At 56.1% G+C, this 23,682-nt stretch carries 22 protein-coding genes; 13 read left to right on the plus strand and 9 right to left on the minus strand.

The window, feature by feature from the left end; all coding sequences use genetic code 11:
- Nucleotides 1-64 precede the first annotated feature (64 nt).
- A complete protein-coding gene (locus BWM17_RS06255) occupies nt 65-385 on the minus strand; it encodes a hypothetical protein (RefSeq protein ID WP_309493080.1) in 321 nt (106 codons plus the stop codon).
- A gap of 177 nt (nt 386-562) precedes the next feature.
- Between BWM17_RS06255 and BWM17_RS06260 the strand changes: the two genes are divergently transcribed.
- The 5 genes from BWM17_RS06260 (at nt 563) to BWM17_RS06280 (ending at nt 8,712) form a co-directional block, all read left to right on the plus strand.
- Nucleotides 563-2,338, plus strand: a complete 1,776-nt coding sequence (locus tag BWM17_RS06260; RefSeq protein ID WP_309493744.1) for a V-type ATP synthase subunit A — start codon at nt 563-565, stop codon at nt 2,336-2,338.
- A complete protein-coding gene (locus BWM17_RS06265) occupies nt 2,338-3,747 on the plus strand; it encodes a V-type ATP synthase subunit B (protein WP_309493081.1) in 1,410 nt (469 codons plus the stop codon). Before BWM17_RS06260 ends, BWM17_RS06265 begins: the two co-directional genes overlap by 1 nt.
- 94 nt (nt 3,748-3,841) lie before the next feature.
- Nucleotides 3,842-4,384: a hypothetical protein gene (locus BWM17_RS06270; protein ID WP_309493082.1), complete on the plus strand. Its 543-nt coding sequence runs from the start codon at nt 3,842-3,844 to the stop codon at nt 4,382-4,384.
- A gap of 12 nt (nt 4,385-4,396) precedes the next feature.
- Entirely contained in the window at nt 4,397-6,430 is a 2,034-nt protein-coding gene (locus tag BWM17_RS06275; protein WP_309493083.1) for a minichromosome maintenance protein MCM, read from the plus strand.
- 29 nt (nt 6,431-6,459) lie between these two features.
- Complete coding sequence (locus BWM17_RS06280) at nt 6,460-8,712, plus strand: DEAD/DEAH box helicase (RefSeq protein ID WP_309493084.1); 2,253 nt, start codon at nt 6,460-6,462, stop codon at nt 8,710-8,712.
- A 5-nt stretch (nt 8,713-8,717) separates the two neighbouring features.
- Here BWM17_RS06280 and BWM17_RS06285 read toward each other — a convergent pair whose 3' ends face one another.
- On the minus strand, nt 8,718-10,091 hold the full coding sequence (locus BWM17_RS06285; RefSeq protein ID WP_309493085.1) for a TrpB-like pyridoxal phosphate-dependent enzyme: 1,374 nt from the start codon (nt 10,089-10,091) through the stop codon (nt 8,718-8,720).
- 61 nt (nt 10,092-10,152) lie between these two features.
- On the opposite strand from BWM17_RS06285, the gene BWM17_RS06290 reads away from it, so the two are divergent.
- The 4 genes from BWM17_RS06290 to BWM17_RS06305 all read left to right on the plus strand — a co-directional run bounded on the left by BWM17_RS06290 (nt 10,153) and on the right by BWM17_RS06305 (nt 11,977).
- Nucleotides 10,153-10,740, plus strand: coding sequence for an adenylate kinase family protein (locus BWM17_RS06290; RefSeq protein WP_309493086.1), 588 nt, complete (start codon nt 10,153-10,155; stop codon nt 10,738-10,740).
- A 15-nt stretch (nt 10,741-10,755) separates the two neighbouring features.
- Nucleotides 10,756-10,980, plus strand: a complete 225-nt coding sequence (locus tag BWM17_RS06295; protein ID WP_309493087.1) for a DUF1922 domain-containing protein — start codon at nt 10,756-10,758, stop codon at nt 10,978-10,980.
- A 115-nt stretch (nt 10,981-11,095) separates the two neighbouring features.
- Complete coding sequence (locus BWM17_RS06300) at nt 11,096-11,515, plus strand: Lsm family RNA-binding protein (RefSeq protein ID WP_309493088.1); 420 nt, start codon at nt 11,096-11,098, stop codon at nt 11,513-11,515.
- Nucleotides 11,516-11,977, plus strand: coding sequence for a CoA-binding protein (locus BWM17_RS06305; protein WP_309493089.1), 462 nt, complete (start codon nt 11,516-11,518; stop codon nt 11,975-11,977). It abuts the gene before it with no gap.
- Nucleotides 11,978-12,003: 26 nt separating this feature from the next.
- Here the strand turns inward: BWM17_RS06305 and BWM17_RS06310 are convergent, their stop codons facing one another.
- From BWM17_RS06310 to BWM17_RS06320, 3 genes are all read right to left on the minus strand, one after another.
- Nucleotides 12,004-13,533: a 2-isopropylmalate synthase gene (locus tag BWM17_RS06310; protein ID WP_342766505.1), complete on the minus strand. Its 1,530-nt coding sequence runs from the start codon at nt 13,531-13,533 to the stop codon at nt 12,004-12,006.
- A gap of 149 nt (nt 13,534-13,682) precedes the next feature.
- Nucleotides 13,683-14,249: a TATA-box-binding protein gene (locus BWM17_RS06315; RefSeq protein ID WP_309493090.1), complete on the minus strand. Its 567-nt coding sequence runs from the start codon at nt 14,247-14,249 to the stop codon at nt 13,683-13,685.
- 68 nt (nt 14,250-14,317) lie between these two features.
- Nucleotides 14,318-14,890, minus strand: coding sequence for a signal peptidase I (locus BWM17_RS06320; RefSeq protein WP_309493091.1), 573 nt, complete (start codon nt 14,888-14,890; stop codon nt 14,318-14,320).
- A gap of 101 nt (nt 14,891-14,991) precedes the next feature.
- Between BWM17_RS06320 and BWM17_RS06325 the strand changes: the two genes are divergently transcribed.
- Together BWM17_RS06325 and mobA are read left to right on the plus strand one after the other, a co-directional pair.
- Nucleotides 14,992-17,859 (plus strand): DEAD/DEAH box helicase, encoded by a 2,868-nt coding sequence (locus BWM17_RS06325; protein ID WP_309493092.1) that lies wholly within the window; start codon nt 14,992-14,994, stop codon nt 17,857-17,859.
- Nucleotides 17,860-17,885: 26 nt separating this feature from the next.
- Nucleotides 17,886-18,515: a molybdenum cofactor guanylyltransferase gene (gene mobA, locus BWM17_RS06330; RefSeq protein ID WP_309493093.1), complete on the plus strand. Its 630-nt coding sequence runs from the start codon at nt 17,886-17,888 to the stop codon at nt 18,513-18,515.
- 36 nt (nt 18,516-18,551) lie between these two features.
- On the opposite strand, the gene BWM17_RS06335 is transcribed toward mobA, so the two are convergent.
- From BWM17_RS06335 to BWM17_RS06350, 4 genes are all read right to left on the minus strand, one after another.
- Nucleotides 18,552-19,019 carry a DUF2721 domain-containing protein gene (locus BWM17_RS06335; protein WP_309493094.1) on the minus strand — a complete coding sequence of 156 codons (468 nt, stop codon included), beginning with the start codon at nt 19,017-19,019 and terminating at the stop codon, nt 18,552-18,554.
- A gap of 91 nt (nt 19,020-19,110) precedes the next feature.
- Nucleotides 19,111-19,749 carry a molybdenum cofactor cytidylyltransferase gene (gene mocA, locus BWM17_RS06340; RefSeq protein WP_309493095.1) on the minus strand — a complete coding sequence of 213 codons (639 nt, stop codon included), beginning with the start codon at nt 19,747-19,749 and terminating at the stop codon, nt 19,111-19,113.
- Nucleotides 19,750-19,829: 80 nt separating this feature from the next.
- On the minus strand, nt 19,830-20,657 hold the full coding sequence (locus BWM17_RS06345) for an XdhC/CoxI family protein (protein WP_309493096.1): 828 nt from the start codon (nt 20,655-20,657) through the stop codon (nt 19,830-19,832).
- A gap of 60 nt (nt 20,658-20,717) precedes the next feature.
- Entirely contained in the window at nt 20,718-21,983 is a 1,266-nt protein-coding gene (locus BWM17_RS06350) for a molybdopterin molybdotransferase MoeA (RefSeq protein WP_309493097.1), read from the minus strand.
- A 124-nt stretch (nt 21,984-22,107) separates the two neighbouring features.
- Between BWM17_RS06350 and BWM17_RS06355 the strand changes: the two genes are divergently transcribed.
- Nucleotides 22,108-22,530 carry a metal-dependent transcriptional regulator gene (locus BWM17_RS06355; RefSeq protein WP_309493098.1) on the plus strand — a complete coding sequence of 141 codons (423 nt, stop codon included), beginning with the start codon at nt 22,108-22,110 and terminating at the stop codon, nt 22,528-22,530.
- A gap of 57 nt (nt 22,531-22,587) precedes the next feature.
- Entirely contained in the window at nt 22,588-23,679 is a 1,092-nt protein-coding gene (locus BWM17_RS06360; RefSeq protein WP_309493099.1) for a DUF1464 family protein, read from the plus strand.
- The last annotated feature ends 3 nt before the right edge of the window (nt 23,680-23,682 follow it).

Consider the following 23,682-nt stretch of genomic DNA (forward strand, 5'->3'; position numbering starts at 1 on the left):
TAACCGTTCCCACAAACTTCGCTGGAACAGTAGCATCCATGAGGTTTTCCTGTCTGAAGGGCTTTTAGGTTTCCATTTGGACTATGGGTATTTGAAGTTTTTTCAACGGCCCTGAATAAGTCTTCACAGTAGACAGTCTTGCCTCCATCTCCATTTCTCGTTTTCCTTCTTCTTCGATTTTCCTAACTTTCTCTAGGACCTCTTCTTCTCCCGCCTCCATTCTTTTGAGAAATTCTGGGAACTCTTCTATCAGCATCTTAACCAGCTTATGAGCGGGTCCGATGTGGTCTCTGCACAGGTCCCAGCGATACCCTTCAAAAGAGAAAGAGATAGCTTGACCTAAGGGAAGCACCTTCTTGCATACGTCGCACCTTATTTCCTCCATCATTTCCACCTTATTTCCTCCATCATTTCCACCTTAATTTTAACCAGTTATTTGGTTGGCCTAAAGATTTAGGATGTCTATAATTCCGAAGCGAGGCTATAAAAATTTTTATATCCTAGCCGCCTACAAGAAAATGCTTCCTCATAATTCATCCGAGAGGCGTAAAGCTTGAACGGTGTGGGAAAAATCATCCGAATCTCAGGACCTGTAGTCATCGCCAAGGACATGCACGGCGCTCAGATGTATGAGCTGGTAAAGGTGGGGGAGGAGAAACTTTTCGGCGAGACCATCGGCATCGAAAGCGACAAGGCTACCATCCAAGTCTACGAGGAGACCAGCGGCATGAGACCCGGGGAAACGGTGGAAAGAACAGGTAAGCCCCTGTCGGTGGAGCTGGGACCCGGGATTGTGGGCCAGATCTACGACGGGATTCAGCGTCCCCTAACAAGCATCCAAGAGCTTGTAGGGCCCTTCTTCCAGAGAGGAGTCACCATACCCGCCATCGACAGGAAGAAAAAATGGGAATTCACCCCCGCAGATGTCAAGGTTGGAGACAGAGTGGCGGAGGGCGACGTCCTCGGAACAGTGCCTGAAACCCCCCTAGTAACCCATAAGGTCATGGTTCCTCCGGGCCTCCGTGGCCGGGTGAAAAGCCTTGCCAAGGAAGGCGCCTACACGGTGGAGGAGGACATCGCAACCTTGGAGACGGAGGAAGGCCTCGTGGGCCTTCAGATGGCCCAGTTTTGGCCTGTCCGGAGGGCTCGGCCCTATAAGACTAAGCTTCCTTCGACGACGCCTTTGCTCACAGGGCAGAGGATCATAGATACCTTTTTCCCCATGGCCAAGGGTGGTCAGGGGTCGATTCCCGGAGGCTTCGGCACGGGGAAGACGGTGATGCTCCACCAGCTGGCCCAGTGGGCTGACTCTAACATCATCGTCTACGTGGGCTGCGGGGAGAGGGGAAACGAGATGGCTGAGGTGTTGGAGAGATTTCCCAAGCTGGAAGACCCCCGCACAGGAAAGCCTCTCATGACGAGGACGATTCTCATCGCCAACACCTCCAACATGCCCATAGCCGCCCGAGAAGCCAGCATCTACACGGGGATCACCATCGGAGAATATTTCAGGGACATGGGCTACGATGTAGCCCTCATGGCTGACTCCACCTCCCGGTGGGCAGAGGCTTTAAGGGAAATCTCAGGGCGCTTGGAGGAAATGCCGGGTGAAGAAGGCTATCCCGCCTATTTGGCCTCAAGGCTTTCAGAATTTTATGAAAGAGCTGGAAGAGTCCAAGTGTTAGGCTCCACTCCTAGGATCGGCTCCATCAGCGTGGTGGGTGCGGTTTCGCCCCCCGGCGCCGACTTCTCCGAGCCTGTGACTCAGAACACCCTGAGGATCATCAAAGTCTTCTGGGGTTTGGACAAAGCTTTGGCGGAGCGGAGGCACTTTCCAGCCATCAACTGGCTTACCAGCTACTCCCTCTACTACGACAGCCTAGAAGAATGGTATTCCAAAAAATTAGGCCTCGACTGGTCTTCTCTGAGGGGAGAAGCTCTCAGCCTCCTCCAGCAAGAAGAGGAGCTTCAGGAAATCGTCCGCTTGGTGGGCCCTGACGCTCTGTCGGAAAGTCAGCGTGTGATCTTGGAGGGAGCTAAGATGATCAGGGAGGACTTTCTCATGCAGAGTGCCTACCACCCCATTGACAGTTACTGCTCCATTGAAAAATGCTACTACATGTTGAAGGTGATCCTTAAGTTTTATGAGAGGATGAAAGCCGCCGCGGAGCGGGGCGTTCTCATCAAGGAGATACTGGCTCTCCCCGTGGTGGAAGAGATAGCTCGGCTGAAACTGGTTCCAGTGGATCAGGCGGAGAAGGTCTGCAAGGAGACGGAGGCCAAAATGGTGGAGCAGTTTGAAAATCTCTACGCTTCAGGTGGGAGGGGGACAGCCTGATGAGCAAAGCTCTTCTCACCGGAAAAGAATACGCAACCTTGACGGAGATCAGCGGCCCTCTCCTCTTCATCGAAAGAACCAGCGGCATAGCCTTCGGTGAAGTGGTCAAAGTCAGAACCCCGGACGGAGAGGAGCGGTCCGGGCAAGTTTTGGAAGTAGGAGAAGACATGGCAGTGGTTCAGGTTTTCGAAGGAACCTCCGGGTTGGATGTCTCCAAAACCACGGTTAGGTTTACAGGGGAAACTCTCCGCTTCCCCGTCTCCGTTGACATCTTAGGCCGGATTTTCGACGGAAGCGGGAAGCCTGTGGATGGGGGTCCGGAAATAATCCCCGAAGACGAGCTGGACATTCACGGAGCTGCCATAAACCCCTACTCTAGGGCGTTTCCTTCCGAGTTTATTCAGACAGGGGTCTCCTCCATCGACGGCATGAACACTCTTGTCCGAGGGCAGAAGCTGCCTCTGTTCTCAGGGTCAGGGCTTCCCCACAACTTGGTCGCCGCTCAGATAGCCCGGCAGGCTAAGGTTTTGGGGAAAGAGGAAGAGTTCGCCGTGGTTTTCGCCGCCATGGGCATCACCTCCGACGAGGCTAGGTTTTTCAAGGAGGACTTTGAAAAGCGGGGAGCCATCGACAAGGTGGTCATGTTCTTCAACCTAGCCGACGACCCGGCTATCGAGCGGCTGATCACGCCTAGGCTGGCTCTGACAGCCTCCGAGTATCTGGCCTTCCAGAACGACATGCACATCTTGGTCATCCTCACCGACATGACCAACTACGCGGAGGCTTTGAGGGAGATCTCCGCAGCCCGGGAGGAAGTGCCGGGGAGAAGAGGCTACCCTGGCTACATGTACACGGACTTGGCTACTATCTACGAAAGGGCGGGAAGGATCCACGGCAAGAAAGGGACCATAACCCAAATGCCCATTCTCACCATGCCCCACGACGACATAACCCACCCCGTGCCGGACCTGACAGGCTACATCACCGAGGGCCAAATATACTTGGAAAGAGCCCTCTACATGAAGGGCATCTACCCGCCCATCAACGTTCTCCCCTCGCTGTCCCGGCTGATGAACGAGGGCATAGGGCGGGGAAAAACCCGGGAAGACCACCGGCAGGTGGCCGATCAGCTTTACTACGCCTACGCGGAAGGCCGTAGCCTCAGGGAGTTGGTGGCGGTGATAGGGGAGGAGGCGCTGACGGAAAGGGACCGACGCTACCTCCAGTTCGCCGACCGCTACGAGCGGGAGTTCGTCAACCAAGGTGTCTACGAGAATAGGGATATCGAGAAGACCTTGGACATAGGCTGGGATCTGCTGGCCGCCTTGCCTGAGGGAGAGCTCAAACGTATCGACCCTCAGAACATCAAGAAATACCATCCCAAGTATCGCGGAAAAGTTGAAGCTTAGCCTCCTCAAGCTTCAACCTGTTTTCCACAATTTTTTTACGACAAGACTGATATTCTTCTGCCTCCCTTTATGGTAAGGGGGAGGCTCTCTCAGCTTGGATCTGTTTGAGGCTTCAGATGAGAAGTTCGGCCAGAAACCTGTGAGAATGGTCGCCCTTAAACCTGTTCCCAGAATATCCGTGGCTCAGATGGAGCTGGGCCCCTGGGAGGCTGGGGAGAGGTTTGAGATTTCCCGCTGGGTGGCGGAGGAGCTGGTTGAAAGCGGGGTTGCCCAGCTTGAGTCGGAGGCGGAAAAACTGAGCCTCTTAGACCTCCAAAAAGCTCAGATAGTGGAAACCATGCAAGCCTCCCGGCGGCTTTCAACCCTGCCCGAAAACTTTTATCCCAAGCTTCGGAGATTTTTGAAAACGTTGAAGGAAGCAGGCTCCGGTAACCCGGAGAAGAGGGCGGAGTTCGAGCAGGCTCTACGGTTGGGGATGGACATCCTCACCAGCAGGCTGAATAAGATCCTCCTCCTAGCTTCAGCTCCAGAACAGTCTGAAGCCGCTGTGAGAAACCTCACCTGGGAGGAGAGGTTCCTCTACGAGAGGCTTTACCGCACGGTTGAGGAGTGGAAAGCCTCCGCGTTGAAAGTTTAAGGTCTGGTCCCTATGGCTAGAGTGCTAGTAGACCCTTTGGAAAAGTTTCAGGAACTCTTCAAGAAGCCTGAATACCGGAAAATGATGAAGAAAATGGCGGTGGAGGAAAAACGCTCCCTCTACCTAGACTTCGTAGATCTCTCCCTCTTCAGCAAAGAACTGGCCTCCATGCTCGTTGAAAAGCCTGAAGAATGCCTTAAACAGGCTTCCTTAGCCCTCCAAGCTCAGATGAGGATTGAGGATGCACAATATTCTGAAACAGCGGGAAAGCTCTATGTGAGGGTTAAAGGCCTACCCCACAAGGTTCCCCTCCGGTCCATAGGCGCCAAGCACATTGAAAAAATGGCGTCCTTCGACGGCATCGTCGTCAGGTCAACGCCCATCAAGCCCCTGCTCATGGAGGCTATCTTCAAATGTAAATGCGGGGAGGAGATGACCATCCCCCAGCATGGGCCCTTCCTCCGGCAGCCCTCACGGTGCATGAACCCTTCATGCCGGAGAGAAAGCGGCTTTGAGCTTATCCCTGAAAAGTCCAAGTTCATGGACTTCCAAGAGTTGAGGGTTCAGGAGAGGCCTGAGGAGCTCCCCCCAGGCCAGCTTCCCCGCCATCTAGACGTTGTTTTGGAAGACGACGTGGTTGACTGCGCGAGGCCGGGAGACAGGGTTGTGGTAACAGGCATCGTCAGAGCCCGGCCTGAGGTTGTTCCCGGTAAGGGTCGGCTGAGGGCTTTCAACATCTTCGTGGACGCCAATTCCGTGGAAACCCTCGGGAAGGAGCTGGAAACCTTAGACCTCTCCTTGGAGGATGAGAAGAAAATTCTGGAACTCTCCAAGGATGCTTTCATCCACAAGAAGATCGTCGACTCCATCGCCCCCTCCATCTTCGGCTACGAAGACATCAAAGAGGCCATTATGTACCTCCTTTTCGGAGGCGTCCCCAAAGTGACACCTGAGGGGGTCACAATCCGGGGGGACGTACACATCCTCCTAGTGGGTGATCCGGGCACAGCCAAGTCCCAAATGCTCCGCTACGTGAGCAGGGTGTCCCCCCGAGGCCTTTACACCAGCGGAAGAGGAACTACAGCCGCAGGGTTAACGGCGGCGGTCCTCAGGGAAAAGGCAGGAGGAATGGTTCTCGAAGCAGGAGCCTTGGTTCTGGCTGACAAGGGCGTGGCGGCGGTGGACGAGATCGACAAGATGAGGGACGAGGATCGGGTGGCCATGCATGAAATGATGGAGCAGCAGACCGTCAGCGTGGCCAAGGGAGGCATCGTAGCCACCCTCAACGCTAGGACTTCCATCATGGCCGCGGCCAACCCTAAGCTAGGAAGGTATGAGGACCGGCTTTCGGTGGCTGAAAACATCAACATACCCTTGGTCATTCTTTCAAGGTTCGACCTCATCTTCATCCAGCGAGACCTGCCGGACAAGGACTTGGACGACAGGCTGGCCGACCACATCCTCCGGTCTCACAGGGCTGGAGGCGCGGAGGCTTCCCCCATACCCCCCGAGCTTCTCAGGAAATACATAACCTACGCCAGGTCGAGGGTTACCCCCAAGCTGAGCCAGGAGGCCGCTGAGCATCTTAAGCAGTTTTACTTGAAGATGAGGGAACGCTCTGGAGGCGCGGAGGGCTCCCCCATAGCCATAACCCCCCGGCAGCTGGAGGCTTTGGTCAGAATTTCCGAGGCCAGAGCCAGAGCCGCGCTGAGGGAGGAGGTTACCGCTGTGGATGCTGAGGCGGCTATTCAGATAATGAAAAAATCCCTTCAGGCTGTGGGTGCCTTGGGTGCTGAGGCGGGGGACATTGACATCATCATGACCGGGCGGCCTGCCACGGTTCGGGAAGGCATCGCCAGCGTGCTGATGCTGGTGGGGGAGATGGAGAAGAAGTTTGAAGAAGTGGAGTTGGAGGAACTCTACCGGAGGCTGGAAGAGGAATACAACATAGAACGGAGGGCGGCTGAAGAGTACGTGAGAAAGATGATCAGCCAAGGCCTCCTCTATTCTCCCCGAACCGGCTACGTCAAAAAAGCTCGAGGCTGAAAAACCTCGGCTAAACTCGGTGTCAGGTGTTGCTGATCGACGACTTAGACATTCCTCCAGAGGTTAAGGAGGTTCTGGCGAAAAGCGGCTACAGGGAGCTTTACCCTCCCCAGGAAATGGCCGTGAAAAAAGGCGCCTTGGAAGGGAGACGGCTCGTGCTGGCAAGCCCTACGGCTTCAGGCAAGACCCTCGTATCCGAGCTCTGCGCCCTCAAGCACATCATGGAAAGAGGCGGCAAAGTCCTCTATCTGACTCCCCTCAGAGCCTTGGCTGCTGAAAAATACGCTGACTTCCAGAAATACCGGAAACTGGAGAAGCGGGGTGGGGGAAAAATTCGCGTAGCCCTCTCCACGGGGGACTACGACAGCAGCGACCCTCACCTCGCCCGCTACGACCTCATCGTCACCACCAACGAGAAGGCGGACAGCCTTCTGAGGCACAGGGCTGAGTGGATGGGAAGCGTCTCCCTGCTGGTGGCCGACGAAGTTCACCTACTCCACGAACCCGACAGAGGGCCGACCCTCGAAGTCACGCTGACGAGGCTTAAGCAGCTGAGTCCTCAGCTTCAAATCCTAGCCCTCAGCGCCACCATCGAAAACGCGGAGGAAATAGCCGAATGGCTTGAGGCTGACTGCGTAGCCTTGGACTGGAGGCCTGTGCCCCTCAGGGAGGGAGTCCACCTCTACGACGAAGTCCAGTTTAAAGACGGAGGCTCCCGGAAGGTTTCAAGGCTGCATCCCAACTCCGCGGTGAACCTCGCTCTTCAAACTGTGAAAGAAGGCGGACAGGCTCTCATCTTCGCCGAAGCCCGCAGGGTCGCGGTGAACCTCGCCCAGAAGGCTGTTCACCCTGTTAAGAAGCTGCTTTCCAAGAGCGAGCTACGGGTGTTGAAGAAAATCTCCGAGGAAATCCTAAGCGTGGGGGAGAGAACTCAGCTCAGCGAAACTCTGTCCAGCATGGTGGAGGGAGGCGTAGCGGTTCACCATGCTGGAATTCACGCTGCCCACCGGAAGATTGTGGAGGACAACTTCCGCCGGGGGCTGATAAAAATCGTAGCTGCCACCCCCACCTTGGCAGCAGGAGTCAACCTCCCAGCTCGGACGGTGGTCATCAACAGCTACATCCGCTACGAGCCCGGCCTAGGGCGGACGGACATCCCTGTGTTCGAGTACAAGCAGATGGCGGGGAGGGCGGGAAGACCTCTCTACGACAAGGAGGGGGAAGCCATCCTTCTGGCTTCCACTCCCGACGAGCATGAGTTTCTGATGGAGTACTACGTCTGCTCCAAGCCTGAGCGGATTTGGTCTAAGCTGGCGGTGGAGAGGGTTCTCCGCTCCCATGTTCTCGCAACCATCGCCTCAGGTTTCGCCAAGACTGAGCAGGGTCTCTCCGAGTTTTTCAACCAAACCTTCTACGCTCACCAGTATGGGGAGAAGATAGTTCAAAGGCCTGTGGGAGCCGCCTTAAACTATCTGGCGGAAAATGAACTGGTCTGCTATGAAGCCCGCCGCTTGGAGGCTACGCCTTTCGGGAAGAGAACCTCGGAACTCTACATCGACCCTGTGACCGCCGTGGTTATGAAGCAGGCTTTCCTGCAGGAGGTTAAGCTGCCGACGGAAGTGGGGCTCCTTCATCTCATAGCCCACACACCGGATATTCTCCCACGGCTTTACCCCTACCGCCGGGAGATGGAGAGTTTAGAAAACTTCCTCCGGGAGCATGAGAGAGAACTTTTCTTCGACCCTCCTTCCCCTCAGGAAGACTTTGTGGAGTACGAGGACTTCTTGGGGGAGCTTAAATGCGTCAAGGTTCTTCACTACTGGATACAGGAAGCCAGAGAAAACGATCTGCTGGAGTTTTTCAGGGTGGAGCCCGGGGACCTCTACAGGCTGGTGGAGCGGGCTGAATGGCTTCTCTACGCTGCGGAGGAACTGGCTAAACTCTTCAAGCGGAAAGAACTTCTCCCCACCCTGTCCCAGCTGAGGCTCAGGGTTAAACACGGCGTTAAACCGGAGCTTCTCCCCTTGGTCGCCATCCCTGGTGTGGGGAGAATCAGAGCCAGAGCCCTCTACAACTCCGGCTTCAAGACGGTGGAAGACTTGAAACAGGCGTCTCTCCCCCAACTCACCTCGGTGCCCGGCATCGGCTTGAAGCTGGCGGAGGGAATCAAAGCCCACGTGGGAGGGTTGATCAAGCGGAAGGAGCTGGAGGCAGCCAGAGAGGCGGGTGTCCAAGAATCCCTAGAGGCCTTTGCCTCAGATAAAAAAGGTGGGGAAAATTAGGCTGACTATTTCAGCCAAGGATAGAGTTCTTCCAGTTTTTTGATGCTCTGCTTTATCTTTTCCTCTGGGTAGGAGTAGTCCGGTAGCTTCCTTTCAAAGTAAGCGTCGTAGGCGGACATGTCGAAGTGGCCGTGGCCGCAGAGGTTGAAAGCTAAAACCTTCTCTTCACCCTTCCGCTTGCATTCTAAGGCCTCATCCACCACCGCCTTGATGGCGTAGGAGGGCTCGGGAGCTGGAATGATGCCCTCTGTCTTGGTGAACAAAACAGCCGCCTGGAAGACTTCGTTTTGAAGATAAGCCTTAGCCTCCATGACCCCCTTGTGGACGAGCAGCGACAAGATGGGCGCGTCGCCGTGATACCTCAGCCCTCCCGCATGAATGGGCTCGGGCACAAAGTCGTGGCCCAGAGTGTACATTTTGACGAGGGGTATCAGCCTAGCCGAATCACCGTGGTCGTAGCGGTAGGGGCCCTTCGTCAAGGTAGGGCAAGCAGCCGGCTCCACGGCCACAGCCCTCAGCTCTTTCTTTTCCCCATGCATCTTCTCGCGGAGGAAGGGGTAGGAGAAACCTGAGAAGCTGCTTCCCCCGCCCACGCAGCCGAACATGATGTCCGGGTACTCGTCTATCTGCTGAAACTGCTTCTGTAGCTCCAAGCCTATGACCGTCTGGTGGAGGAGCACATGGTTCACCACGCTGCCCAAAGTATATTTCGTATCCTCATGGGTTACAGCGTCGTTGACGGCTTCACTGATGGAAATGCCTAAACTTCCCGGGCATTTAGGGTCCCGTTCTAGGATTTTTCTCCCCGCCTCAGTGCGGGTGCTGGGACTCGGGATAACCTCCGCATTCCACACCTGCATCATCGTCTTCCGGTAAGGCTTCTGGTAGTAGCTGGCTTTAACCATGTAAACCGTGCACTTCAGATCGAACATGGCGCAGGCGAAGGCCAAGGCGCTGCCCCACTGGCCGGCTCCGGTTTCAGTAGTCAGCCTCCTGGTTCCCTCTTTCAAGTTGTAGTAGGCTTGAGCTATGGCGGTGTTGGGTTTATGGCTCCCCGGCGGGCTGACGCCTTCCCATTTGTAGTAGATTCTCGCAGGAGTGTTCAACGCTTTTTCCAGCCCGTAGGCGCGGTAGAGGGGTGTAGGCCTCCACATCCGGTATATTTCCCTAACCTCCTCGGGAATGGGAATCCAGCGTTCGGAGCTGACCTCCTGCCTGATGAGCTCCTTGGCAAACACCGCCTCTAAGTCCTCGGGGCGCACAGGTTCTTTGGTCTGAGGGTTTATCAGCGGAGGCAATGGCTCTGGAAGGTCGGGAAGGATGTTATACCATTCTTTGGGGATTTCTTCCTCATCCAGCTGAATCTTTTTACGCGACAAACAATCACCCTTAAATCTTTTAGGGATGAAATTCCTTTAAAACCCCTGAACTATTTAAGTTTTGGGAAGGAGAGGAAAAATCTTCAAGGTCATCTACATCACCGGCACCCCCGGGACGGGGAAAACCACGGTGGCGTCAGCGCTCGCAGCCTCAACCGGAAGCCGCCACGTGGACCTAGGTAAACTCTCCGTGGAAAAAGGACTAATCCTCCGCCGTGACCCCCTGAGGAAAACCGGCGTCGTAGACCTAGAAAAGCTAAGCCGCTTCCTCGGAAAACACTTCCAATCGGAAAAAAGGAACCTGATTCTTCAAGCTCATTTCTCTGCGAAGCTTCCCCCCAAGCTGAAGCCAAAAAGCGTCTTGGTTCTCCGATGCGAACCCGGTGAACTGGCCGAAAGGCTGAAGACCAAAGGCTTTCCAGCGGAGAAGATTTCAGAGAACATCTGGGCTGAAATTCTGGATTACTGCCTCCAAGAAGCTCTACACGTCTACGGCCCCTCCAGAATTCATGAAATCGACACCACTGGAAGAAAGGTGGAAGAGGTGGTGGCTGAAGCCTTGGCGGTTTTGGAAGAGCGGAAAAAGCCGCAAATCGGAGTCTGCCACTGGCTTCAGTCTCAAAAAATAGACCGAAAATTTGCCAGTTAAAAAAGGCTGACATCGGTGGGAAAGACGAGATATCTGATTTTCCCTTGCGTTGCTTGCGGAAGACCTGCCATATGCAGGGAAGGCCAGAAAATCAAGGTTTGCCCCTTTTGCGGAGCGAAAACCAAGCTGGCTGGAGTCAGGTGCTTGGGCAGAGCTTCCTCTCCGCGGGAAGCGAAGGAACTCATTTCAAGGCTTAAGCTTCAAGCATCCCCCCGTAAGGGTGAAAGGCGGCGGGTATAGTAAAACTCGGAAAAAAAGACAGCGTCGTCAATTGTAGGGGGAAGGCTCCGTTAAACATGTATATAGCACAGCTATTATTTAATTGAAAGCAACTCTGCGTTGAGGCGCAAACATCATGTCCTCTTTAGGGGCGAAGAAATTCTTCGAAGAAATGGCTTCCCTCCTCCAAAAGCCCATCACCATCGTAACGACCTCCGACAAACAGTACACAGGAAACCTAGTCGGCTTCGACCCCGCCAGCCTCAGCCTCTGCCTGTCCGATGTGAGGGATGAGGACGGGAAAGTCCTCCCCAAGCTCTTCATCTACGGGCAGACAGTGGCTCGGATGTTCATCACGGAAAAACCCTTCGACCTCAAACGGTTGGCTGAGAGGCTGGACAAGGTTTTCCCCAAACTGGTGAAACTCTACGAGGATGCGGGAACCATCGTCGTCATGGACAAAATCAGGCTAACCTCTGAAGGCGTGGTCGAAGGCTCAGGTCCCGCTGCGGAAAGAACCCGGAAAGTCTACGAAGAATTCATAAAAGGAGCCTGAATGGGCTGCGGGGAACCAACTCCAAGGAGCCTGAGCAGCTTGGAGGCTAAACACTCCTCTACAAGCGCCTTGGAAAAACTCGTCAAGGACTTTCTCCGGCAGAAAATCTTCGCCGTGGTAGGCGCCTCCAGAGAAGCTGAAAAATACGGCCATAAAATCTACAAAAACCTCAAAGCCAAAGGCTACAAGGTCTACCCAGTTAATCCGAAAACCCGAGAAATCTCAGGAGACCCATGCTATCCGAGCTTAGCGGAGTTGCCTGAAAAACCTGATGTGGTGGACATCGTAGTGCCTCCTCCCGTAGCCTTCACCGTGGTGAAGGACTGTAAAGCCTTGGGCCTAGAGCGGATTTGGCTTCAACCAAGCTCGGAGTCGCAGGATGTCCTTCGCTATTGTGCGCAGGAAGGTTTGAAGTGCATCCATGGAGTCTGCATAATGGAGGAAAGCGATAAACTGGCGTAGCATGCACGCTGAGAGCAGGATGTCGCTCAGCTGTTTTCTTTTTCTTTGTTAAGCCACTCAGCCATGAGGGTGTTCATTCCGCTGAGGACGGCTTCCACGCTGGCCATGACGATGTCGCCTCGGGCGCCGCTGGCCGTCACCGTCCTGTCCCCTCTCCTGAGCTTTACGATGACCTCCACGACAGCGTCTGTTCCGCCGGTGATGGATTTGACATGGTATTCCTCCAAGGTTATGTCCGCTATGGAGGCGCCCAGTTTCTTGATGGCGTTGATGGCTGCGTCCACAGGGCCTATGCCTATGCCCGCTTCCACAACCTCCCTCCCGTCCACCTCCAGCTTCACCGAGGCTGTGGGAGTAACCTTATCGCCGGTTACAACGGTAAGCTCCTTCAGGACGATGGTCCTCTTGGAGGGTAGTCCTAGCACAGCTTCGGCGATGGCTTGAAGGTCGCTGTCGGTGACGGTTTTACCTCTGTCCCCCAGCTTCTTGACTCTGAGAAAGATCTCGTTCAACTGCTCGGGGGTAGGCTTCAGCCCCAGCTCCCTCAAAAGAGCCTCGATGCCGGCTGAGCCCACATGCTTCCCTACGACCAGTCTTCTTTTCACCCCTACGACGTCGGGGGATAGAGGCTCGTAGGTGAGGGGGTGGGAAAGAATGGCGTGCACGTGGATGCCGGATTCGTGGGCGAAGGCATTATCCCCCACCACCGCCTTGTTGGGTTGGACGTTGACCCCTGTCAGCCTTGAAACCAGCCTCGAAACCTCGTAGAGCTTGTTAAACGTGATCGAGCTGTCTAGGTTGAGGAGATACCGCGCTCCCACCACCACTTCTTCTAGCGCCGCGTTGCCGGCTCTCTCCCCTAGGCCGTTGACGGTCACATGGGCTTGGTCAGCGCCAGCTCGGAGGCCCTCCAGCGTGTTGGCCACCGCCATGCCGAAGTCGTCGTGGCAGTGGATGCTGAGGGGAACTTGGAACTTTTCCCTAAGCTGGGATAGAAGGTCAAAAGCCTTAGGGGGAGTTAAGACTCCTACAGTGTCGCAGAGGCATATCCTATCGGCTCCCGCGGAAATTCCCTGCGAGAAAAACCTCTTCAGGAAATCCACGTCGGTTCTGGACCCGTCCTCCGCTGAGAGCTCCACCACCAAGCCGTGGTCTTTGGCGTACTCCACCACCTCTTGGGATAGGCTTAAAATTTCCTCAGGCTCCTTTTTCAGCTTATATTTGAGGTGCAGCTGAGAGGTGGGCACCACTAGGTGGATGCTTTGAACTTCAGCTTTGAGCGCAGCGTCCACATCCCCTTTGTTGGCGCGGACCATGCTGCAGAGTTCAGCCTTCAATCCCTCCTTGGCCATCAGCCTCAAAGCCTGAAGGTCGCCTTCTGAAACCCGGGCGAATCCGCCTTCGATAACATTCACGCCCAATTCGTCGAGCATATGGGCTATTCTGAGTTTCTTTTCCGGTGTGAGGGAAACCCCCGGCATCTGTTCGCCGTCTCGGAGGGTTGTGTCAAAAATTTTTATTCGCTTAGGCTTCTCGGATTTGGGTTTAAATAAAATTATCCCCCATTTTTTTCCCTCATGGTAGGCTTATAGCAGTGAAACCATCCTTTACTCTCCCAACTCGTATTTAAGCCTATTGCAAAAGGGATCCCGTCAGCCTACAGAAATACCGGCCTACGCGCTCTCCCCAGTGTTCGTTTCCTGCGCTATGCTTCCTCTTCGTAGTGGATGACGCCTTCCTCTTCCAGCTTGGCGCTGAGGATCTTCACAGCCTCATAGACCTCGTCTTCCTTCTTCGCTCCCGTGCAGACAAGTTTTCCGCTGGAGAAGAGGAGAATGACAACCTTGGGTTTGTCCATGCGGTAGATGAGGCCTGGGAACTGTTCAGGCTCATACATGGTCCTGCTCAGGGAATAAGTAGCCTTTTCCAAGTCGATTCTCCCGCCGAGGCTGGCGGAGGCTACGATGTTCTGAATCTGAGTTTTAGGCTTCCCCATGATAACGATGCCGTGGCTTTTCAGCTCCTTAACCACTTTCTCCACTGCCTTGATGGCGAGGCTTTCCGATTTAGCTCCGGTGCACACCATCTTCCCGGAGTTAAAAATCAGCGTGGCTGTCTTAGGCTTCTTCAGCCTGAAAACCAGCCCCGGAAACTGCTCCGGCCTGTACTCGGCGGTGGGGAAGAGTTTGGTGATGGCGTCCAAGTCCACGCTGTGGTCGAGGATGGCGGAAGCCACCACGTTTTCTATGTTGATCACAGGTTTTTTCGGCAAACCGGCTTTTCACCCAGCATTGTAACGTCTTTAAATATCCAAAACCTAATTAGATATAAAAAGGTTGATTAAGCTTCCCCCGCCTTTTTACTTCTCCCCTCCAGAATGGACCAGAATGCCAAGGCGATGAGGAGGGTGACGGTGAATACGATGCCGGGAGGAGAGCGGAGGAAGATCACAGCCAACCCCAAGGAGGGAATGTGGGCTATAACTTTCCCCACCACTGCTTCCGGGTCTACCACCCCCCTGTCAGGGACCGCGTTGTGGTCTCCCTTAGTCTTGAACCCTAGGAAGACGCCTTCCTCACTGTATTCCAGCCCGACGATCCTGTGGACGATGTACTTTCGGTCGTGGGAAGAGTAGTAGACGATGATGGGGGAATTGCCTCCCGCTTCAAACTCTTCCATCAACTCTGAGGGGGGAACCTCCTTCACGATGACTAGGTCTCCGTTTCTCAGCGTCGGAAGCATGCTTCTGCCTTCCACAACCATGACAGGGGTGGGGGTTCCCAAGGTTTGGATGAGGCCGAGCCATCCTCCTAGGAGCAACACAGCCGCCAATCCGACAATTAGGATGGGTTTGAAGTCGGCGGCTGGTTTTCTAGGCTTTGCGGAGGACTCTAAGGCCGTGTTCAATCCCACGCTTTCTTAAATTCTTAAGTCAGCCTTTTATTTAACCCTATTAGGCTTCTTCCGAATAGTGTTTTTATGGAGGGCCTACCATTTTTAGAGGGTCTCTGAAGATGGGTGGGTTGGAAGGTTCTTTTTCCACTCTCCTGAAGCCTCTCCAAAGGGTCATCAAGGAGCGAGGGTTCTCCTCGCCCACGGAGCCCCAGGAGAAGGCCATACCCCTGATTCTGAAGGGTGAAAACGTTCTTCTCATCGCCCCTACCGCCACGGGTAAAACCGAGGCAGCCATCCTGCCCATCCTCCACAATTTTCTTCTCATGCCTGAAAGGCCTCAGGGAGTTAAAATCCTATACATAACCCCTCTGAGGGCCTTAAACAGGGACCTCATGGAGAGATTGGAGTGGTGGTGTAAGAAGCTCGACTTGACGGTGGGCGTGAGGCATGGGGACACGGACACGGGGGAGCGAAGCCATCAGGCGCGAAGTCCCCCGGATATGCTTATAACAACCCCTGAGACTCTCCAAGCGATTCTCCCCGGAAAGGTCATGCGGAGGCATCTCAGCCGGGTTAGGTGGGTTATCGTCGACGAGGTGCATGAGCTGGCCTGCGACAAGCGGGGAAGCCAGCTTTCCCTCGGCTTGGAAAGGCTGAGAAGACTGGGCGCTGGGGACTTCCAGGTCATAGGGCTTTCTGCCACCATAGGCTCCCCGGAGAAGGTGGCCAAATTTCTGGTGGGAACCCGCCGGTCCTGCCAGATAGTCCGGGTTCCAGTGGCCAAGGACATTCGCCTTCAGATAGTCTCCGCCAAGCCCAGTCGGACGGATCATGTTACGGCGGCGAAGCTCTACACGCATCCCGAGGTGGCGGCGAGGCTGAGGGTTATCCGCGACCTCATCGAAAAGCACAGCTCGGTTTTACTGTTCACCAACACGAGGGCCGTGGCAGAGGTTCTGGCCAGCCGGTTTAAGGTTTGGGATGTTGACTACCCTGTGAGCATTCACCACGGCAGCCTAGCTAAGCCTTCCCGCATCTGGGCTGAGCAGGGATTGAAGGGGGGTAAACTCAAAGGCTTGGTCTGCACCTCCTCCCTCGAGCTGGGAATCGACATAGGCCTCATCGACCTTGTCATCCAGTATAACTCCCCTCGGCAGGTTACCCGGCTGGTTCAGCGGGTTGGGAGAAGCGGACACCGTCGGGGAGGCACGGCCAAGGGGGTCATCATAACCATCGACTCCGACGACACCTTGGAGGCTTTGGTCATCGCCCGCCGAGCCCTGTCGGAGGAGCTGGAGCCTGTGGCCATGCCTGAGAAGCCCTATGATACTCTCGTCCAGCAACTGGCCGGGCTTCTCATCGAAAGGAAACGTTGGCATTACGCAGAAGTTTTGGAGCTTTGCAGGGAAGCTTACCCCTATCGGAAGCTCACCAGCCAAGACTTGGACAAGGTTCTAGGCTACATGCACTCCCGTTATCCCCGGCTGGCTTGGGTTTCCTCGGAGGACCAAAGCTTCCTCCGCCCTCAGAAAACCAAGCACCTCTACGAGTACTATTTCGGAAACCTTTCCATGATCCCCGACGAGAAACACTACTTGGTCATCGACCAGTCCTCCGACACGCCGGTGGGGATTCTGGACGAAGCCTTTGTGGCTGAGTACGGAGACCCGGGAACAAAGTTCATCGTCCGAGGCAGCGCTTGGAAGATCGTGTCCGTCTACGGGGACAAGATCTACGCCAAACCCGTGCAGGACCCTACTGGGGCTATCCCCAGCTGGGTGGGGGAGGAGATTCCCGTTCCCCTGGAGGTCGCCTTGGAAGTGGGAGCCATTCGGAGGTTTGTGGAGGAAAGTCTGAAGGCTTCGAAAACCCCCACCGAGGTGGTTCAGGCCCTAAGGGAAAGATATCCCGCAGACGCGGAGACCTTGGGGGACGCTGTTCGAGAAGTGGTGGAGCAGGTGGAAGGCGGCTACCCGGTGCCCACCGACAGGAGGGTAGTGGTGGAAGAATGGGGCGACTACCTCATCCTCCAATGCTGCTTCGGCTCCTTGGTCAATAAGACGCTGGCCCGCATCCTGGGGCATGTCCTCTCAGAGGAAACAGGTGAGGCGGTGGGCATGCAGGAGGACCCCTACCGCCTGGTTTTGCAGGCCAAGGGCTCCGTGGATGGGCCGAGGCTGAAGGAGCTTCTCCTAAGCCTCACAGGACGGAACCCGGGTAAACTGGCCGTGGAGGCCGCTGTGAAGACCGGCCTCTTCAAAAGGAGGCTTATCCATGTGGCTAGGAAGTTCGGAGCCATTTCCAAGTGGGCTGACTTCACTGAGCTCAGCCTCCGGCAGCTGGTCAAAAGCTTCGAGGGCACCGCTATCTTCGAGGAAGCCTTGAAGGACACTACCTCCACGGACATGGACATCGACAATACTGTCCGGATCTTGGAAAAAATCCGGGAAGGCTCCATTGAAGTGGAGGTTGTTCGAGGGTTGAAGAAACCCACGCCCATCGCCCGCATCGGAGTTCAGAGGATAAGCCGCAAAACCGACCTCATCCCTCCGGAGAAAATGCGAGGCATCCTCATTGAGTCCACCCGGGCGAGGCTGCTCAACGAAGCCGCGGTGCTGGTGTGCACCCAATGCTGGAACTATGTGAAGCTGGTGAGGATTAAAAGCCTCCCCCGCTCCCTCGCATGCCCTCACTGCGGCTCCACCCGAATAGGCCTCCTCAAAGAGCCTGAAAAAGAAGTCTTCAAGATCGCGGAGAAAAAAGGGAAAAACCTCCGAGGAAGGGAAGAGGGAATCCTTGAGGCTGCGCTAGAATCCGCAGACCTGATCTCCAAATTCGGCTTCCCCGCGGCAGTGGCCTTAGTAGGCCACGGCCTCGAAGCGGAGGACGCGAGGACTGTCTTGGAGGATGAAAGCCGCCTCACCGACCGTTTCTACGAGCTGGTGGCGGAGGCGGAGAAGAAGGCTTTGAGGAGAAAATTCTGGTAGCCTAAAGGGCGTCGGAGGCTGGAAGGATGAGGGGCCGTGGGGTTGTGGTGCTGGCTGGAGGAGGCAGCGTGAGGATGGGAGGCGTAAACAAAGCCTTCCTAAGCCTTCAAGGAAAACCTCTCCTCCGATGGGTGGTGGAAGGAGCCCTAGGGGCCGCGGGCAAGGTGGTGGTGGTCTTGAGCAAAAGCAGCCCTGAAGGCCCTTACCGGCGGATTCTCCCCGCGACGGTGAGCCTAGGGCGGGATGCCGTGGAGGGCGGAGGCCCCATCGCCGGCTTAGCAGCTGGAATAAGAAGTCTAAAAGTTGAGTACGTGGCTGTGCTGCCCTGCGACGTGCCCTTCGTCAACCCCCAAGTTTTAGGGCTGCTCTTCCAAGAGGCGGAAGGGCGTGCCTCGGAGGCGGTGATCCCCCGGTGGCCCAACGGGTACAGGGAGCCCCTCCACGCTGTCTACCGTTCTCAGCCTACTCTCCCCGCGGCGGAGGAAGCCCTAGCGCAGGGGGAATACTCGATGCTGGATGTGGTGAAGAGACTGGAGCACGTCTACTATCTGCCTGTGGATCAGATCAGAAACTTTGACCCTCAGCTTCGAGGTTTCTTCAACATCAACACACCTCAGGACTTGGAGAAAGCCGCCTGCCTTTTAAAGAAAGGCTAAAAGTGCGACTGTTACAATATTCCAGGCTGCTGCCTGTCACGGTTTAGTTTCGGTGACTGCTTCCACTTCAACGGACAGGCCTTTCAGGGATTTGCTTATCTCCACGGCGGTTAAAACGGCGCTGATGAGGATCAGCAGGACGCTGAACCCGAATATGACTAGTATTACAACCTCCAGCCTTACGGACTCCAGCACGTTCACGAAGATCAGCAGAGAATCCACGATGGCTCCTATCAGCGAAAACTGCATCAGAAACAGCGACCACTTGGAGAGCTTCGCCCTCTCGAAGAGCATTTCTATCTGCCTCTTCGCGTTGGCGATTTTCTTCTCCCTCGTTTCTTCTTGAAGCTGAGCTGAGGATACGGCGTCGATGTCGTGGAGGAGATGTCTTATCCTGTCGTGGATGCGCCCATACCGGTTGTAGAGGGATATGTTGATCAAACCCACCGCGGTGATGAGCACAACAGGAGCCAAGGTGATCTGAATCAAGTCCAACCAGTTCAAGACCGCTTCCCCTCTCATTGGATGAGGATAACAGAAAGCCAGCCGTCTCTAAATACCTTTCCCAGACTAAAATCCTCCTACATCGCATCGGCTAGGCGGACTGTTCCTCTGTCTTCTCTCCCGCCGCATCAACGCCATGTCTTCTGAGGAGGGCTCTGGCTTTTTTCAGGTCGTCCACCGTGTCTACGTCCAAGAGCACTGTAGCTGTGTCTATCTCCACCTCTGCCACTTCTCCGCCATGTCTTTCCACCACTTCTCTGGCTCCCTTATCGCCGGTGACGGTTTGCACCTCGCCGAAAAGGCTTCGGGCTATGAGAACCGGGTTACCTCTCTTCCCCTGGTAGGTAGGGACAACAATAGGCGCTCCGGTCTGCCGGTAGGCTTCCATCAGCCTGTTGAGGACGGAAGCATCCACCAGAGGCTGGTCGGCTAGGATGAAGACCGCGGCCTCGCAAGCCCTGTCCACCGCTTTCAGCCCAGCTTTGAGAGAGCTACTCATCCCCCGGTCGAAGGCCTTGTTCACCACTACCTTCAACCTAGGGTCCGTGGGCAGCTTTTCAGCTACCTCCTCCGCTCGGAATCCCAAAACCACAACGACCTCCCCCACTTGGGAGGCTAGGACGTTTCCCACCGTCCACTCCACCATCGTCCGACCTCCCAGCTCAGCCAGCTGTTTGAAAGCTCCCATCCGAACCGAGCGGCCTGCCGCTAGGACGATTGCCGAAATCAATACGGCTCTCCTACGCTGCGGAGCGAACGCTTCTTCTTCCCGTTTTCAAAGAGAGGGAGGGAGAACTCCAGCGAGGTGGGTCAGGCTTTTGGGGGCTGTTGGGAGGCGGCTTCCAGCCTCTTCAGCTTCAACGGCCTGCCTGTTCCCCCTCTTTGCACGTGGACTATCTCAGCCATGATGCTGAGGGCTATCTCCTCCACCGTCTTGGCGCCTATGTCCAAGCCTATGGGCGCGTGCACCCGGGCTAGGGCTGCCTCGTCAGCGACGCCTTCCTCTCGAAGCATCTTGAAGATGGTGTTCACCCTGTTAAGACTTCCCACGAGACCGATGTAAGCGGCTTGGGAGGGGAGAACCGCCCTCAAAGCCGGCTCGTCGTACTGATGCCGGGTTACCACGACCACGTAGGTTTGGGGGCCGACGGCCACTTGGGCTAGGCCTTCGTCCACGGGGGCTGCTATCACCCTGTCAGCTTCAGGGAACCTCTCCTTTCGAGCGAAGGGATCCACCACCACGACTTGAAAGCCTAGCATGCGGCCCAGCCTGTGAAGGGGTTCTGCGATGTGGCCGCTGCCGATGATGAGGAGGGTCGGCGTAGGCTGGATGACCTCTACCATCACGTCCATGGTGCCTCCGCAGATCATACCTACGCCTCCGGCTTCTTCCTCGGTCAGTTTGAAGCTGGACAGCCGGCTTTTTCCATCCTTCAAGGCTTCTTGGGCTTCGGCTACCACGGCGTTTTCGATGCAGCCTCCTCCGATGGTGCCGAAGCGGCTTCCATCCTCCCGAATTATCATCTTGGCCCCGACCCCCTGAGGGGTGGAGCCCTCCGCCTTGACCACGGTGGCTACGGCTATTTTCTCCCCTCGGGAGGTGAGTTCAGCTATCTTCTGGTAGACTTCCACGGACATCGGGGAGACCCTTTAAAAATCATTCCGTCTTCAGGCTAAAAAAAGATTCCTTTTAGGCTGTCAAACTGCCTCCAAGCGGGCTAGGCCTGGGAGAAGATACACGTCCAACCATTCTCCTGCCTCCAAGGAGGTTTTGCTCCCTGAGACGAAGGCGTAGCCGTGGGAGGCCAGCACCGGGCTGATGAGAGAGGATTCCCCTCGAAGCGGCCGGGCGGCGAAGCCTGCCTCCTCCCTGGAAAGCTCCACGAAAAGCGCTCTCTTAAACTCGGTGGGCTTCCCCCAGTCAACCCGGCTGCTTAAACGAGCCTTGACAGTAGGCTTGTACTCGTCTATCTTGAGGCCCAGTTTGGCTAGGATGAGGGGGAGGAGCAGAAAGTGAAACCCGATGAGCGTCGACTGGATGAGCCCTGGCAGCAGGGCTACAGGTTTACCGTGGACCAGCCCCAAAGAGCTGACAGCGCCAGGTTTTACCTTCAAACCGTAGACGAGGATGCCCGGCTTCCCCAGCCGGTTGACAGTTTCGACCACCAAGTCCGCTTCCCCCACCGACGAGCCTCCGATGGTCGCTGCCATGTCGTGGGAGGCCAAGGCCTCCTCCAGTCTTCTCCCGATCTCCTCTCCGTCGTCGGGGCATACGCCCAAGTAGCTGGGCGCTCCCCCTGCAGCCTCCACGAGCTTCTGGACGAGGATACTATGGCTGGCTGGGGTCTTGGAAGGATCTTCCTCTTCCAAGTCTCCCATGAGCTCGCTGCCCACCGAGAGAATGGCCACCTTGGGTTTCCGGTAGACTTTCACGGTTTTCATCCTGAACATAAAAAGCAAATCCAAGTCTTGCGCCAGCAGAATTCTCCCCCTCCTCAGGACGGTGGCTCCTCGAACCATGTCCTTCCCCGCTGCTGTGAGGTACTGTCCTTCTTCCACCTTCCCCCTGACAGCGATTTCGCCTCCTTCTGCGAACTCCACGACTTCCAAGGGAATGATGGCGTCAGCTCCCTGGGGAAGAAGAGCCCCTGTGGGTACTCGGTAGGCTTCCTTCAAGCCTAGGGGCGGAGGGCTGAGGTTTTTCAGGTCTATCCTCCCCGCAACCTTCAACATCACAGGCTTCTCCTTGGAGGCTTCCTTCACATCGCTGCTTCTCACCGCGTAGCCGTCGAAGAAGGCCCTGTGCTTGGGGGGGATGTCCTCAGGGGAAACCACGTCCTCCGCCAGCACCCGCCCGTAGGCGTCGGCTAGGGCTACCTCTTCCACCTCAGGCTTCAGGCTGGGGATGGCGGCTATTTTCTCCAAGGCTTCCTCGGTGGTGGCGTGGTTGAAACGGCGCTTCATGTCCTTCTGCCCTTGAGTTAAGTCGGTGGTTAGTCAAATTAAATCTTCCCTCTCTGGGGGCCGCTGGGGCTCAGCCATATTTTTATCTCAGTAATGCGTCCCTTTTTCAGGTCTGGTTTGGAGGTTGTCAGGGCAACAGCTTTCCGAGAGCATCGAAGACTACTTGGAGGCCCTCTGGATCTCCGAGGAAGAGGGCGCCAGCTTGGCGAAGATCAGCTGGATCGCCAGGCATTTGGATGTTTCCTCGCCCAGCGTCGTGGAGATGCTGAAGAAGCTGGAGAAGCAGGGCCTCGTCGTCTACGAGCCTAGGGACGGTGTTAGGCTGACGGAGACGGGTAAAAAGAAGGCTGAGCAGATCATCCGAAGCCACAGGCTGGCTGAGCTTCTCCTCACAGACATCCTCAAGATGAAGCTGGATATGAAAACAGCCTGCGGGCTTGAGCATCATCTCTCCGAAGACGTGGCCGACGCCGTGTGCACCTACCTCAACCATCCCCGCCTCTGCCCTCATGGAAACAAAATCCCCAAAGGAAACTGCTGTCCCTAAGGTTTGGGAGCCCCGGTTTTTTGGCGTGGAGGAAGCAGCCTCTAAGGGAGCGAGCCGTTGGTTAGAGTTGCAGGTATAGACCCGGGAACTGGAAGCTACGACCTCTGCGGGCTGGCCGACGGAGAGCTCATCCTCGACGAAAGCATCCCCACCGAGGAAGTAGCCGGCAACCCGAGTCTGCTGCTGGAAGCCTTGAAGGCAGTGGAGCCGCTGGACTTGGTGGTAGGCCCCTCAGGCCACGGCCTCCCCCTCATCCCCCTTAACCAAGTGGGCCGCCGGGAATACGCCCTTCTAGCCCTCCTCAGGCGGGATGAATGGGGCCTCCGCCCTCACCTAGGGCTTCGGAAAGTTTTGCGGGAACTGCGGAAATCCCGGTTCAGGGTGATGCTCATCCCCGGGGTTAAACATCTTCCTACGGTTCCGGCTTTCAGAAAAGTTAACAGGATCGACCTGGGAACCGCTGACAAGCTCTGCTGCGTTGCCTTGGCCATCGTCGACCAAGCCCGCCGGCTGGGCTGTGGCTACGCGGAGACCTCCTTCATCCTCGTGGAGTTGGGCGGAGGTTTCAACGCCTACCTGGCTGTGGACGGGGGGAAAATTGTCGACGGCCTTGGGGGTACCTCCGGATGGCTGGGCTTTCTCTCCCCCGGCCACTTAGATGGGGAGCTGGCCTACCTCCTCGAGGGGTTTAGGAAAACCCTCCTAAGCCGGGGAGGCGCCGCGCACGTTGCCGGATTGAAGCAGCTCAGCCTCCAGGAATTCGCTGAGAAGCTGGCTTCGGGGGACGGTCGATGCCGCTTGGCTTGGGAAGCCTACTTGGAGGGTGTGGAGAAAGGAGTCTCGGTGATGAAGGTCTCCCTGCCAAGGCCGAGGGAAATTCTGCTCTCAGGCCGGGTGGTGAGGATGGACGCCCTGTGGAGGGATGTCCAACGCCGGCTGGCCTCGCGGGGAAAACTCAGAAAGCTTGGGGGGTTTGCCAAAAAAGCCAAGGAAGCCGCGCAGGGAGCCGCCCTCCTAGCCGACGGCTTGGCGGGAGGAACCCACAGGAGGCTGGTGGAGTGTTTGAAGCTCAGGGAGGCAGCGGGGACGGTTGTGGACCACATATACCTGGAAGGCTTCGACACGGTGAGGAGAAGCATCCTAGGTTAGCAG

This window comes from Candidatus Hecatella orcuttiae (assembly GCF_002009985.1).
Classification (GTDB): Archaea; Thermoproteota; Bathyarchaeia; order Hecatellales; family Hecatellaceae; genus Hecatella; species Hecatella orcuttiae.

Coding starts and splice junctions, on each gene's coding strand:
- mobA (WP_309493093.1), top strand. CDS start 17,886: ATGAGGGGCCGTGGGGTTGTGGTGCTGGCTGGAGGAGGCAGCGTGAGG.
- BWM17_RS06255 (WP_309493080.1), bottom strand. CDS start 385: ATGGAGGAAATAAGGTGCGACGTATGCAAGAAGGTGCTTCCCTTAGGT.
- BWM17_RS06350 (WP_309493097.1), bottom strand. CDS start 21,983: ATGAAGCGCCGTTTCAACCACGCCACCACCGAGGAAGCCTTGGAGAAA.
- BWM17_RS06345 (WP_309493096.1), bottom strand. CDS start 20,657: ATGTCCGTGGAAGTCTACCAGAAGATAGCTGAACTCACCTCCCGAGGG.
- BWM17_RS06305 (WP_309493089.1), top strand. CDS start 11,516: ATGGGCTGCGGGGAACCAACTCCAAGGAGCCTGAGCAGCTTGGAGGCT.
- BWM17_RS06300 (WP_309493088.1), top strand. CDS start 11,096: ATGTCCTCTTTAGGGGCGAAGAAATTCTTCGAAGAAATGGCTTCCCTC.
- BWM17_RS06275 (WP_309493083.1), top strand. CDS start 4,397: ATGGCTAGAGTGCTAGTAGACCCTTTGGAAAAGTTTCAGGAACTCTTC.
- BWM17_RS06265 (WP_309493081.1), top strand. CDS start 2,338: ATGAGCAAAGCTCTTCTCACCGGAAAAGAATACGCAACCTTGACGGAG.
- BWM17_RS06325 (WP_309493092.1), top strand. CDS start 14,992: ATGGGTGGGTTGGAAGGTTCTTTTTCCACTCTCCTGAAGCCTCTCCAA.